This is a genomic window from Microbacterium sp. SA156 (assembly GCF_049065455.1).
Taxonomy (GTDB): Bacteria; Actinomycetota; Actinomycetes; order Actinomycetales; family Microbacteriaceae; genus Microbacterium; species Microbacterium barkeri.
Genome location: NZ_JBAKGU010000005.1, coordinates 167,926 through 179,559, shown reverse-complemented (window position 1 = coordinate 179,559; position 11,634 = coordinate 167,926). Strand labels below are relative to the sequence as shown.

Sequence of the window (11,634 nt, the reverse complement as noted above, 5' to 3'; positions counted from 1 at the left end):
GCGACGTTTCGACTCGCTGCGCTCGCTCAACGACCGGGAAGCGGCTCGCTGCGCTCGCTGAGTGCTACGACTCGCTGCGCTCGCTCAACGACCGGGAAGCGGGTCGCTGCGCTCGCTGAGTGCTACGACTCGCTGCGCTCGCTCAACGACCGGAATGCGGCTCGCTGAGTGCTACTCGGTGCCGACCTCGTTGGCGACGCGCTCCTCGGCCTCTGCGATCGCGGCGTCGACGTCAGCCGAGCCGGACAGGATGGCCGAGTGCATGTCGGCGAGGATGTTCTGCACCGCGGCGGTCTTGCTCGACGTCGGGCTCTCGGCCTTCGTCTCGTGGGTCTGCACGGCGAACGCCGACAGCTCGTCCTGCGGAGCGCCCTCGACGCCGAAGTACGCCTCGACGACCGGGTCGGTGAACAGGGCGGGCGAGATGCCGATGCCGGCGAGGGCCGTCGCGGCCTCCTCGCTCGCGGCGAAGGCAAGGAAGTCCTTCGCGATCTCGACCTTGCTCTGGTCGATGTTGGCGTTGATCGCGAGACCCGTCGGGTCACCGAACGTGACCGGCGTCGCGTCGAGCCCGGTCGTGGAGGCGTCCTGCTGCGGGATCGGCGCGATGCCCCACTCGAAGTCGTCGGCCTCACCCGAGGCCTGCTGCGCGATGAGGGTCGCGACGAACCACGTGCCCATGGGCAGCATGGCGGCCTTCTGCTTGCCGAACTCGCCCTGGTAGGTGAGCTGGTTCGCCGTGACGGTGTTGTACGCCTCCTGGGCGCCGGTCTCCTGCAGCACGAGGACGCGCTCGTAGTACGGGGCGAAGTAGTCGTAGTCCCCGCTCAGCAGGTCGGCGCCCTCGCTCTGCGCGGTCGCGAAGCCCTGCACGATCGACTGCCAGCCGTGCTGGTATGCGCCCTTCGCGGTCGATCCCGTCTCGCCGAGCTTGGTCGTGAGCTCCTCGGCGGCCGCCTCGTAGTCGTCCCAGGTCCACGATCCGTCGGGCTGGGCGACGCCCGCCTCGTCGAAGAGCGCCTTGTTGTAGAAGAGGACCCACGAGTCCTGGCGGTACGGCACCGCGTACGCCGTGCCGTCGACCTCGTACGACGCGGCCCCGCCGATCCCCTCGGGCAGCTCGACGTCGGACACGTCGAGCAGCTGCCCGCCCTCCTGGAAGGTCGTGACGTGCTTGACCTCCTTCTGGGTGATGATGTCGGGGCCCTTGCCCGCGGCGAGGTCGGCCGTCACGAGGGTGTTGTACTCGACCGGGTCGTAGTCGACGATCTCGACCGTCACGTCGGGGTTGGCGTCCTCGAACAGGTCGGCGAGGAGCTGGAACTCGGGCGTCGTCTCGACGCTCCAGCCGGAGACGGTGAGCGTGACCGGCCCGTCGGGATCGGCCGCCGGCGTGCCGCCGCCGCATCCGGCGAGGGCGATGGCCGAGGCCGCGAGGCCGGCCGATGCGGCGATGATGCGCTTCTTCATGGGAGTGCTGCTCCTTTGCTGCAGGATTTTCGGGTGTTCGGGGATCACCGCTGCGCGGGCTGCGCGAGGCGGAGGTCTGAGAGGGCCGTCGTCGTCTCGACGCCGTCGGGCCAGGTGATGTGCGCGCTGTCGCCGTCGAGACGGAGCTGCACGTGCGGCAGCTCCTCGGGGCCGGAGAGGGCGAGTTCGACCGCACGCCACTCGCCGACGACGACCGCGCTCTCGAGAACGGGGACGGCGGCGGTCTCGCCGAGCGGGCTCGCGTCGCGTCGCTGCTCGACCCGGGCGCTCGCGACGTGCCCGAGCGCGCGGATGGCACTGGTCGCGCCCTCGACGGACGCGATCGCGATCGCGTCGGGTGCGGTCTCGACGCGCGCGTCGACCCGGGCGCCCGCGGCGGGCCATCCGCCCCAGCGCAGCCGCCATCCGGCGAGGCTGCTCTCGGGGTCGTCGACTCGCGCGAGGCGCACCTCGTGCGCGCCGCGGACGATCGACACGACCGACAGCCGCGCGACCGCCTCTGCCGTGCCGCGCAGGCCCGAGCCGTGCGCGACCTGGTCGGCATCGGCCGAGAAGGTGTGCGCGACCGCGGTCGATGCGCCGACGCCGACGCCGTCGCCCGCGCGCACCCCGTGGAAGGACATGCCGGCGCGGTGGGTCGCGGCGCCGGTCGGGTCGACGAGCGAGACGGACTGCTCGAGCGGCTCGCGCCATCCGCGCGCGTCGAGCAGCGGACTCGTGGCGGTCGAGTATCCGAGCCGCGCGTACAGCGGCGAGTCGGCGACGAGCGCCCCCTCGACCTCGTGGTCCGTGCCGTGGTTCGCGACGCGCACGATGCCGTCCCGGGCCGTGCCCGAGACGATCCACCCCGGCGCCGCGATCGCGCGCACGAAGTCGCCGCGCTCGACGGGGAGCGGCTCCGCGGGAGCGTCCCAGACCGGATGGTCGGCCGGGAGCATGATCCCGATCAGGCCCTTGGCGGCCCAGTAGGGAGAGCCCGGCCCCGAGTACGACTGCGCGAGCTGGCGCCATTCGCCGTGCCAGCCCATCGTCAGCACGCCGCCGTCGTCGGGGATGCCCCGGTCGGCGAAGTGCGACACGATCCGTGCGGCCGCATGACGCAGCGCGCCCGCGGAGACCGACGGCACGTCGGCGACGACACCCGCCCAGAACGGCGCGGCCGCCGCGAAGCGGTAGATGAGGCTGCGGCCCTGGATGAGGGGCGAGCCGTCGGCGCCGACGAGGTGCAGGGCGTCCTGCAGGAAGCGGTCGAGCGACGCCCGGTCTGCCGCGATGCGGTCGCCGGCGAGATCGGCGGCGCCCGTCATGCGCGCCCAGAGCACGGGGTAGAGGTGCAGAGCCCAGCCGACGTAGTGGTCGTACGAGCGCGCCGCGCCGTCGGCCATCCACCCCTCGCCGCGCGCGAACGTGTCGTGCAGCGCGAGATCCGCGGCGATGTCGTCGGCGGACCAGGGGCCGCCCACCGAGCGCAGGAAGGTCTGCACGACGACGCGGAACCACAGCCAGTTGATCGGCGGATAGGTGTCGTCGCCGACCGCGGGAGCCAGGTAGTCGATCACGCGCTGCTGCGTGAGCGCGTCGAGGCGGTCCCAGATCCAGGGGCGGGTCAGGTCGAGGATGAGCGCGATCGACGCGGCCTCGACCTTCGCCTGCGCATGCTCCTCCATGCGCACCCAGCGGTCGGGTGCGTCGGGATCGACGCCCGCGCGGATGCCCTGCGAGAAGAAGTCGATGAGGTGGTCGACGCCGCGGCCGCGCTCTCCCGCGATGCGGAAGCCCGCGATGAGGAAGGTGCGCGCGAAGCCCTCGAGGCCGTCGACGTCGCGTCCGTAGCCGCCCTCGGCGCCGGGGATGAGGATGCGCCCGCGGCCGGCGGAGCCGTGCGCCATCGCGCCCTCCAGGAGGCGGTCGGCGTAGGCCGTCCAGTCGGCGCGCGTCCACTCGGACGAGTGCGCTGCGCGGGCGGGTGCGAATGCCACGGGTTCCCCTTCGAACGGCGTGCGGGCGGGCTGACGTTGAGGAGCGTATCAATCAGATCCGCTCTTGCAAACACACTCTTGAACGGGCATGATCGTTTCTGATCACTTCGGCGGATGTCGCCGAGGGCAGGAGGAGATCGACGATGACCCCTTTCCGTGGACCGCTCGCGGACGCGCTCGCGCGCGCAGCCGGCGTCGAGCTGGACGCCCTCGACCGGGCCCTCGCCGAGCGACTCGCCGAGCCCGACGCCGCTCTTCCGCCCGCCGATCTGTGGCACGCAGACCCCGCTGCCATCGCCGCCTTCCGCGCGCGGGCCGAGCGCGAGCTGCCGGAGCCCTGGCCGCAGCCGCGCGCGCACGACGCGGCCCGATTCCACGGCGACGGCGACCGCGTCGCCTGGGAGGCGCCCGCCTTCGCCCGCCAGGAGCGCCTCACGCGCGTCGCGGTCCTCGCGGGCGCCGGGGGCGAGGAGACGTGGCTCGACGAGACGCTCGACGGCGTCGTGATGCTCTGCGAGCAGAGCTCGTGGTGCTGGCCCGCGCACGATGACACGCGCGATCGGCACGGCGCCGTCCTGGCGACCGTGACCGATCCGTATGTCGATCTCGGCGCGGGCGAGGTCGTGTCGCAGCTCGCCTGGCTCGACCACGCGGTCGGCGAGCGGCTCGAGGCCCGCTTCCCCGGCATCCGGGCGCGCATGCGGCACGAGGCGCACGTGCGGATCTTCGAGCCGTTCCTCCGCCGCCGCGACTGGCGGTGGATCGGCCTCGACGGACACGTCCACAACTGGAACCCCTGGATCCACGGCAACGTGCTCGTCGCCGCGCTGCGGCTGCTCGACGCCCCCGAGCAGCGCGACGAGCGGGCGCGCGTCGTCGCCCTCGTCGTCGAGGGCCTCGACCGCTACGTCGCCGCGCTGCCCCTCGACGGCGCGATCGACGAGGGCTACGCCTACTGGTGGAACGGCGCGTGCCGCCTGCTCGAGGCGCTCGACGTGCTCGCGCACGCGACCGGCCTCGACGTGACCGGCGACATCCCGTCGCTGCGCGAGACGATCGCCTTCCCGCATCGCATGCACCTCGGCGGGCCGTGGTTCGTGAACGCCGCCGACGGGCAGGCGCGTCAGACCGGGCCGCAGCCGTGGCACGCGCTCCACCGCGCGGCGCGTCGCGTCGGCGACGACGCGGCGGCCGCCTTCGCCGCGCTCCACCGCGATCCGTCGCGCCCCGCCGTCGCCGAGCCGGAGGGCCTCGGCCGGGTGCTCCGCGGGCTGACCGATCCCGCGTGGCTCGCGGCCGGCCCGGGCTCCGATCCGCTGCCCGCGCGCGTGTGGCTCCCCTCGACCGAGATGCTCGTCGTCCGCGAGCGCGAGGGCGTGCCGCGCGGCCTGACCGTGGTCGGCAAGGGAGGGCACAACGCCGAGAGCCACAACCACGACGACGTCGGGAGCGTCATCGTCGCATCCGACGGAGTGCCCGTCCTCGTGGATGCGGGCCGGCCGACGTACGAGGCGCGGACGTTCAGCGACGCGCGGTACGAGCTCTGGCCCATGCAGAGCGCGTGGCACAGCGTCCCGTTCATCCGCGGGCGGGGGCAGTCGGAGGGGCGCGAGCGCGCGGCGCGCCTCGTCGACGTCGGCGACGCCGAGCTCGTCCTCGAGCTCGCGGACGCCTACGACGTGCCCGAGCTCGAGAGCTGGCGCCGCGCCATCCGCCTCGACCGCGCGCGACGCACGATCGCGATCGTCGACGCGTGGCGTCTCGCGCCCGGGGACGGCGCGACCGAGATCCGCCTGCTCGCGGCCGGCGACGTCAGCCTCGCGGAGGGCGCCGCGCGGATCGTCCCGCTCGACGGGGCGCGGCCCGTCGAGCTGTCGTGGGACCCCGCGGCCCCGGCACGGCTCGTCGAGCAGCCGCTCGCCGACCCCATGCTCACCCATGTGTGGGGCGAGCGCCTCGTCCGCATCGACATCGACGTGTCGGGCCTCGCCGAGCTCACGGTCACCGTGCGCCAGGATGGATCGACCGAGGAGGGACGATGACCGATCAGAGCGCGCCGCTCGCGGCCTCGCGCCGCGACCTCATCCTCGACGCGCTGGCGCGCGCGGGCGCCGTCCGCGTGTCGCAGCTCACCGAGGACCTGGGCGTGGCTGCCGTGACGCTGCGCCGCGACCTCCAGCAGCTCGAGGAGGAGGGCCTGCTCATGCGCGTGCACGGCGGCGCCGTGCCGCCGCCGGGAGGCGTCGTCGCCCGGCGGCGCTCGCCCGACCGCGCGTCGGCCGCGAGCATCGGCGTGCTCGTGCCGTCGCTCGACTTCTACTGGCCGCAGGTCGTGCGCTCGCTCGAGGGCGCCGCCCGCGAGCGCGGCGCGTCGATCCTCCTGCGCGGCACCTCGTACGACATGCAGGACGAGCGCCCGGTCCTCGAGCGGATGGTCGAGGCGGGCGATCTCGCCGGGCTGGTCGTCGCGCCCAACACCGACACCGAGTACGCGCAGGACGTCATCGCGTGGCTCACCTCGTCGGGGATCCCGTTCGTGCTCGCCGAGCGCGAGGCGGTGTCGCGCCCCGACGGGGCCCCGGTCGAGTCCGTCACGACCGACCACGCGCTCGGCGCGGTGCTCGCGGCGCGTCACCTCGCGCAGCTGGGCCACCGCAAGGTCGGCCTCCTCATCTCGCGCAACTCGCCGACCTCGCGCAAGATCATCGCCGGATGGACGGCCGCGTGCCGCGAGCTCGAGCTCACCCCCGCGGAGCACGTGGAGCGGATCCTGCCCGACCGGGGCGCCCCCGGCTTCTCGAAGGGCGTCGACGAGATGCTCGACAGCGTGCTGAGGGCCGGTGTGACGGCTCTGCTCGTCCACTCCGACCGCGAGGCCATGGCGATCGTCGACCTCGTGCTCTCGCGCGGTCTGTCGGTGCCGGGCGACCTCTCCGTCGTCGCGTACGACGACGAGTTCGCCGAGCTCTTCACGCCCGCCCTCACGGGCGTCGCTCCCCCGCGTGCGGCGATCGGGCGCGCGGCGCTCGAGCTCCTCTTCGCGCGCATCGCCGACCCGTCGCGTCCCGTGCACCGGGTGACGCTGAGCCCCGCGCTCAACGTGCGCGCGTCGACCGGGGCACCGGCGTAGCGCGGCCGGCTCCGCGTCGGCGGCGCGGCCGGGTCAGTGCCGCAGGGGCTCGAGGCCGAGCGCCGGCGCGAGCCGCTCGAGCGACCCGAGCGGGTCGTCTCCGAGCGGCTGCAGCGCCACGTGGTCGGCGCCCGCGCCGAGGTGCGTGCGCAGTGCGGCGGCCGCGGCCCCGGGGTCGGGGTTCGCCGCGACGGCGTCGATGAGCTCGTCCGACCCGCCGTCGGCGAAGTCCTCGTCTCTCGCGCCGAAGCGCTTGAGCGCGTCGACGTAGTTCGACAGCCGGAAGTAACGCTCGAGGTAGGCCCTGGCCGTCGCGCGTGCGGCCTCGGCCGAGTCGGCGAGCGCGACCTTCATCTCCGGCGCGAGGAGCGCGTCGCCGAGCACCTCGCGCGCATGCGCGGTGTGCGCGGGGACGGTGAGGTACGGATGGGCGCCGAGCGTGCGCTCCGCGGCGAGCGCGAGCGTGCGGTCGCCGAGCGCCGCGAGCACGCGCTGATCGGGGCGGACGCCCTCCGCGTCGAGCACGTCGAGGTACGCGTTGAGCGCGGCGAGCGGCTTCTCCCGGTGCGGCGTGGCCTCGCGGTGCCCCGAGCCGATGCCGAGGACGAGCCGACCGGGATGCGCGTCCTCGATCCGATGGAACGCTCGAGCCACGCTCTCGGCGTCGGCCTGCCAGATGTTGACGATGCCGGTCGCGACGATGATCGACGTCGTCGCGTCGAGGAGCTCCTCGACGATCACGAGGTCCTGCGCGGGCGACCCGCCCACCCACAGCGTTCCGTATCCGAGCTGCTCGACGCCCTGGGCGAAGGCGCCGTCGAGGCGCGCCGCGGGGCGCCACACGCCGTAGGAGCCGAACTCCGCCTTGTCGGTCATGCTCACCTCTCCAGGTCGGGGAACAGCATCCGCTCCGCGCGGTGCGCGAAGGCCGTGCCCACCGTGTCGGGGTGCACATCCGCCACCGTAGCCGGGTTCCAGCGCGGCTGCCGGTCCTTGTCGATCACCTGCGCCCTGATGCCCTCGACGAGGTCGGGCTGCGTCGCGAGGTACCAGCACATGAGGTGGTACTCCTGCTCGAGCGCGTGGCGCTGCGACGGCAGCGCGCGAGCCGAGCGGATGGCCCCGAGCGTGACGACGAGCGCGGTCGGCGAGCGCTCGTCGAGGGCCGCGAGGGCCGTGGCCGGCGACGGGTCCTCGTCGGCGGCGACGCCCTCCGCGACCAGCTGCTCGAGCCGCTCGCGGATCTCGGGGAGCGTGTCGGCCGAGAAGGCGCGGTCGATCCACGGCTGCGCGCGCTGGATCCGGCTCGGCTCCGGCGTCTCGTCGAAGAGCATGACGAGCTCGGTCGGCGTGGCCGGGTCCGCGCGCATCTCGAGGGCGTCGACGACCGACGGGATGCGGTCGCTCGGGACGTAGTGGTCGGCGAAGCCGCAGTGGATGGCGTCGGCGGGGTCCATCGTGTCGCTCGTGAGCGCGAGGTACTCGCCGAGACGGCCTGGCGCGTGCGCGAGGAGCCACGATCCGCCGGCGTCGGGCGAGAATCCGATGCGCGTCTCGGGCATCGCGAGGCGCGAGCGCTCGGTCACGATGCGGACGTGCGCGTTGCCGGCGAGCCCGATCCCGCCGCCCATGGTGACGCCGTCGGCGATCGCGACGATGGGCTTGGGATACGCGGCGACCTCGGCGTCGACGCGGTACTCGACGCGGAAGAACGGCTCGGCGGCCGGCTCGCCGCCGTCGAGCATGCTCGCGTACAGGGCGCGGATGTCGCCGCCCGCCGAGAACCCGCGGTCGCCGGCGCCCTCGAGCAGCACGATCGCGACATCCGGCTCATCCCGCCATCCGTCCAGGATCTCGCCCACGGCCTGGAGCATCTCGAGCGAGAGGGCGTTGATGGCCTCGGGGCGGTCGAGCGTGATGCGCCCCACCCCGCTCTGCATCTTCGCGGCGACTCTGGCCGAAGGCGTCGTGTCCATCACGCGTGCCACGTTACCCGGCGCGCGTCCCGGCCCCGGCCGCGGGGTGCCCACGCAGGGGTTTGCGCCGATGTGCCACGGTTCTCAGCGGGATTCCGACAAGATAGGGGGAACATGCATGCAGATGAAGGGGTCACCATGACCGACGGCAAGGTGCTCGAGTTCACGGGCGTCACGAAGACCTTCGACGGGATCGCCGCTGTCTCGGACTTCACCGCCCGCGTGGACCCCGGCTTCGTGACCGCGTTCCTCGGCCCCAACGGGGCGGGCAAGACGACGACGCTGCGGATCCTCCTCGGGCAGCTGCGCGCCAACGCGGGCACCGCGACGATCGGCGGTAAGACGTTCGCGCAGCTCTCCAGCCCGCGCCGCGTCGTGGGCTGGGTGTCGGAGTCGCCGACGTTCCGGGCGCGCCGCACGGCGGTCAAGCACCTGAGCACGGTCGCACGTCAGGCCGGGGTGCCCTCGTCGCGCGTGGCCGAGGTGCTCGCGCTCGTGGGCCTCTCCGAGGTCGCCGACATGCGCATCTCGGGCTACTCCCTCGGCATGACGCAGCGACTCGCGGTCGCGGAGGCGATGATCGGCGACCCCGGCGTGCTCGTCCTCGACGAGCCCGCGAACGGACTCGATCCCGAGGGCATCCGGTGGATGCGCCTCCTCATGCGCCGCCTCGCCGACGAGGGCCGCACGGTGCTCGTGTCGTCGCACCTGCTCAGCGAGATCCAGCAGGTCGCGGATCGGCTCCTCGTCATCTCGAACGGCTCGCTCGTCTTCGCGGGCGCCATCGAGGACCTCGAGGACGCGTCGTCGCAGACGGTCGCGGTCGACTCGCTCGACCGCGCCGCGCTCTCGCGCGCCCTGCGCGACGCGGGCTACGAGGTCGAGCTGCTGCGCTCGGGCATCAACGTGCAGGGCGCCTCGGCCGCGGAGATCGGCGCGCTCGCCGCGCAGGCCGGTGTCGCGCTCACCACGCTGCAGCAGCGCAGCCCCAGCCTCGAGGACGTCTTCATCCAGCTCGTGAGCGGCGAGTACGTGCCGCCGATGACCGCGGCGCTGCCGCCGACGGCGGGTTCGGCGGACGGCGCGGTCGCGGACGTCTCGGATGACGCGGATGCCGCGAGTACGGATGTCTCGGGTGACGCGGATGTCGCAGCTGCGGATGTCTCGGATGGCGCGGATGTCGCGGGTACGGATGTCTCGAGCGACGCGGACGCGGCGCCTGCGGATGTCTCGGATGGCGCGGCTGCGGATGTCTCTGGTGAGGCGGACGCGACGACGGTGGACGCCGAGGCCGACCGCCGCGAGGACGCGGAGCCGAACTCCGAGGATGCGGGTCTCTCCCCCGCCGAGGTCGGCGTGACGGCTGCCGCGGGCGCCGCTGCCGGAGTCGGCGTGGCCGCCATCGTGACGGACACGACCGACGAGCAGCCCGCCGACGCCGACGCCGGTGAGAACGCGGAAGACGCCGAGGCGGACGCGGAAGACGCCGCACCCCAGGGCGCTGCGGACGCAGAGGGCGAGACGGACGCCGACGAGACGATCTCCGACGAGACGGCCTCCGACGAGACGGCCTCCGACGAGACGGCCTCCGACGAGACGGCCTCCGACGAGACCGACGACTACGCGCCGGCGGAGTACGAGGCCGCAGGCGAGGAGGACGACGCCGAGGGCGACGACGCGGCAGCGGAAGCGCCCGAGCACACCGCCCCCGAGGACGCGCCGCTCGAGGACGCGCCGTTCGTCGCCGACGCGCCGGCGCCGGTGCCCACGTGGCACATCCCCGCCGCTCCTGCGCCGACCACCGACGCCGACTTCGAGCGCGAGGTCGCCGAGGCCGACGCCTTCCTCCAGGCTCCGGCCATGGACGGCGACCCCGGCGCCGCGCACGCGTGGGACGACGAGGCTCCCGCGGCTCCCGAGCACGTCGCCGAGAGCCACGAGGACTGGACGCCAGAGGCCGACGACGCCGACGCCCCGGCCGACGCCTTCGCGGCCGATTCCGACCCGTCGGAGGCTCCCCACGATCGGCACGAGGGCGACGAGGATGCTCCTCGCGACGACGCCGACAGCCCTGACGTGCTCGAGGAGCCCGATGCGGTCGTCGAGTTCGACGGTGGCGAGGACGCCGAGGACGCCGAGGCGGCTCCGTTCGCGGGCGGCCTGCCGGGGTCGGCGCGTCTGGCGAACCTCCTGGCCGGCGGCGACGAGCCGGTCGGCGGCGCGGCCGCGTTCCTGGGCCACGACGCCGATGAGCACGAGCCGGGCGAGCCGACCATCGCCATCCCGACCATCGACCACCTCTCGACGGAGACCGTGGCCGTGCCGATGATCGGCGCCGAGGAGTCCACCGAGGAGGAGGACGCGGCCGTCGTCGAGGGTGAGAACGAGGAAGGGTTCTCGTTCGACGACATCCTGCGCGGAGCGGGCGTCGACCCGGTGACCTACGAGGGCACCGAGCAGCCCACCGAGGACGACGCCGACTGACTCCGGCGCCGCCGGCTCAGATCGCGGGAGCGGGGCGCGGAGCGGGGCGCGGTGTGCGCTGCGGCTCCTTCGCGGGCTCGGCGCCGAGCTCGACGGCCTCGGCCGCCTCGTCGAGGTTGAGGCGCAGCGCGCGCGTGAGCGCGAGGCCGTGACGTGTCGAGATGACGAGACGCTCGAACTCGCCCTCGCCATCCAGATCGATCACGACGCCGGGCAGACGGCGGCCGCGCACCGCGACGAAGTCGTCTCCGGTCTCCGTCCGCCACGTGCCGAGCGCCGTGAAGCCGGGCAGGAACGTGCCGCGGGCGCGCACGCCGCGCAGCCAGGTCCACGGGTCGTCCGTGAGCTGCACCTTGACGATCGACGAGCGCTCGACGCGGATGCTCGTGCGGCGGAACGCGAGGGCGCGCTCGGTGGCCGACAGCGAGATCTCGAGCTGCGCGTGATCGAGGAGCAGGGTGACCATGGCATCCATCCTGCCAGCGGACTCCTCCCGAGAGGCTGGTGAGTTCGCACAGCTTCGCCGCGGCCGCGCTGTCCGCGGCGGCGCCCGTCGCCGCGCACGGTGCGAGAC

8 protein-coding genes are annotated in these 11,634 nt (G+C 73.7%); 3 read left to right on the top strand and 5 right to left on the bottom strand.

The annotated features are described in order from the left end of the window. Positions 1-171: 171 nt before the first annotated feature. Together ACOWU6_RS06830 and ACOWU6_RS06825 are read right to left on the bottom strand one after the other, a co-directional pair. Positions 172-1,470 (bottom strand): ABC transporter substrate-binding protein, encoded by a 1,299-nt coding sequence (locus tag ACOWU6_RS06830; protein WP_421075196.1) that lies wholly within the window; start codon positions 1,468-1,470, stop codon positions 172-174. Between the two features lie 44 nt (positions 1,471-1,514). Next, positions 1,515-3,470 carry a DUF2264 domain-containing protein gene (locus tag ACOWU6_RS06825; protein WP_421075195.1) on the bottom strand — a complete coding sequence of 652 codons (1,956 nt, stop codon included), beginning with the start codon at positions 3,468-3,470 and terminating at the stop codon, positions 1,515-1,517. A gap of 143 nt (positions 3,471-3,613) precedes the next feature. Between ACOWU6_RS06825 and ACOWU6_RS06820 the strand changes: the two genes are divergently transcribed. Further along, positions 3,614-5,512: a heparinase II/III domain-containing protein gene (locus ACOWU6_RS06820; protein WP_421075194.1), complete on the top strand. Its 1,899-nt coding sequence runs from the start codon at positions 3,614-3,616 to the stop codon at positions 5,510-5,512. Beyond that, on the top strand, positions 5,509-6,600 hold the full coding sequence (locus tag ACOWU6_RS06815; RefSeq protein WP_421075193.1) for a substrate-binding domain-containing protein: 1,092 nt from the start codon (positions 5,509-5,511) through the stop codon (positions 6,598-6,600). The genes ACOWU6_RS06820 and ACOWU6_RS06815 overlap by 4 nt, the downstream gene beginning before the upstream one ends. Positions 6,601-6,633: 33 nt before the next feature. Here the strand turns inward: ACOWU6_RS06815 and ACOWU6_RS06810 are convergent, their stop codons facing one another. Next, positions 6,634-7,476 (bottom strand): TIGR03620 family F420-dependent LLM class oxidoreductase, encoded by an 843-nt coding sequence (locus ACOWU6_RS06810; protein WP_421075192.1) that lies wholly within the window; start codon positions 7,474-7,476, stop codon positions 6,634-6,636. Positions 7,477-7,478: 2 nt separating this feature from the next. Then, the gene (locus ACOWU6_RS06805) at positions 7,479-8,576 is read right to left on the bottom strand and encodes an enoyl-CoA hydratase/isomerase family protein (protein ID WP_421075230.1); all 1,098 of its coding nucleotides are present in this window, start codon (positions 8,574-8,576) and stop codon (positions 7,479-7,481) included. A gap of 138 nt (positions 8,577-8,714) precedes the next feature. Between ACOWU6_RS06805 and ACOWU6_RS06800 the strand changes: the two genes are divergently transcribed. Continuing rightward, positions 8,715-11,060 (top strand): ATP-binding cassette domain-containing protein, encoded by a 2,346-nt coding sequence (locus ACOWU6_RS06800; RefSeq protein WP_421075191.1) that lies wholly within the window; start codon positions 8,715-8,717, stop codon positions 11,058-11,060. Positions 11,061-11,076: 16 nt separating this feature from the next. Here ACOWU6_RS06800 and ACOWU6_RS06795 read toward each other — a convergent pair whose 3' ends face one another. Then, positions 11,077-11,526: a hypothetical protein gene (locus ACOWU6_RS06795; RefSeq protein WP_282978755.1), complete on the bottom strand. Its 450-nt coding sequence runs from the start codon at positions 11,524-11,526 to the stop codon at positions 11,077-11,079. Between the last annotated feature and the right edge of the window lie 108 nt (positions 11,527-11,634).

Coding starts and splice junctions, on each gene's coding strand:
- ACOWU6_RS06830 (WP_421075196.1), bottom strand. CDS start 1,470: ATGAAGAAGCGCATCATCGCCGCATCGGCCGGCCTCGCGGCCTCGGCC.
- ACOWU6_RS06815 (WP_421075193.1), top strand. CDS start 5,509: ATGACCGATCAGAGCGCGCCGCTCGCGGCCTCGCGCCGCGACCTCATC.
- ACOWU6_RS06800 (WP_421075191.1), top strand. CDS start 8,715: ATGACCGACGGCAAGGTGCTCGAGTTCACGGGCGTCACGAAGACCTTC.
- ACOWU6_RS06795 (WP_282978755.1), bottom strand. CDS start 11,526: ATGGTCACCCTGCTCCTCGATCACGCGCAGCTCGAGATCTCGCTGTCG.
- ACOWU6_RS06805 (WP_421075230.1), bottom strand. CDS start 8,576: ATGGACACGACGCCTTCGGCCAGAGTCGCCGCGAAGATGCAGAGCGGG.
- ACOWU6_RS06810 (WP_421075192.1), bottom strand. CDS start 7,476: ATGACCGACAAGGCGGAGTTCGGCTCCTACGGCGTGTGGCGCCCCGCG.
- ACOWU6_RS06820 (WP_421075194.1), top strand. CDS start 3,614: ATGACCCCTTTCCGTGGACCGCTCGCGGACGCGCTCGCGCGCGCAGCC.